Raw genomic sequence first — 235 nt, forward strand, 5'->3', positions numbered from 1 at the left:
CGCGTCGCCGCGGGCGTCGCGGTCTGCCGCGGCCGCGTGATCGGCAGGGTGCGCTTCGACCGTCCGGGCGCCCGCTACGGCTTCATCGCGACCGTGCCGCAGGCCGTCACGGAGGAGGCGCTCCGCGCGTGCGCGCCCGAGCCGCGCCGGGGCATCGAGGTGATCCGCGTGCGCGACGACGGGCAGGGCGTCGTGGTCGCCTATCGGGAGGGCGGCGTCGAGGGCGAGATGCGCG

1 protein-coding gene is annotated in these 235 nt (G+C 78.3%); it reads left to right on the forward strand.

Annotated features, from left to right (window positions below):
• The coding region (locus SB660_RS23880) for a hypothetical protein (RefSeq protein WP_410585094.1) at positions 1 to 235 on the forward strand (235 nt) is incomplete at both ends.

Origin of the sequence: Bacillus sp. SIMBA_005 (assembly GCF_046535585.1) — a bacterium.
GTDB classification, from domain to species: Bacteria; Bacillota; Bacilli; order Bacillales; family Bacillaceae; genus Bacillus; species Bacillus pumilus.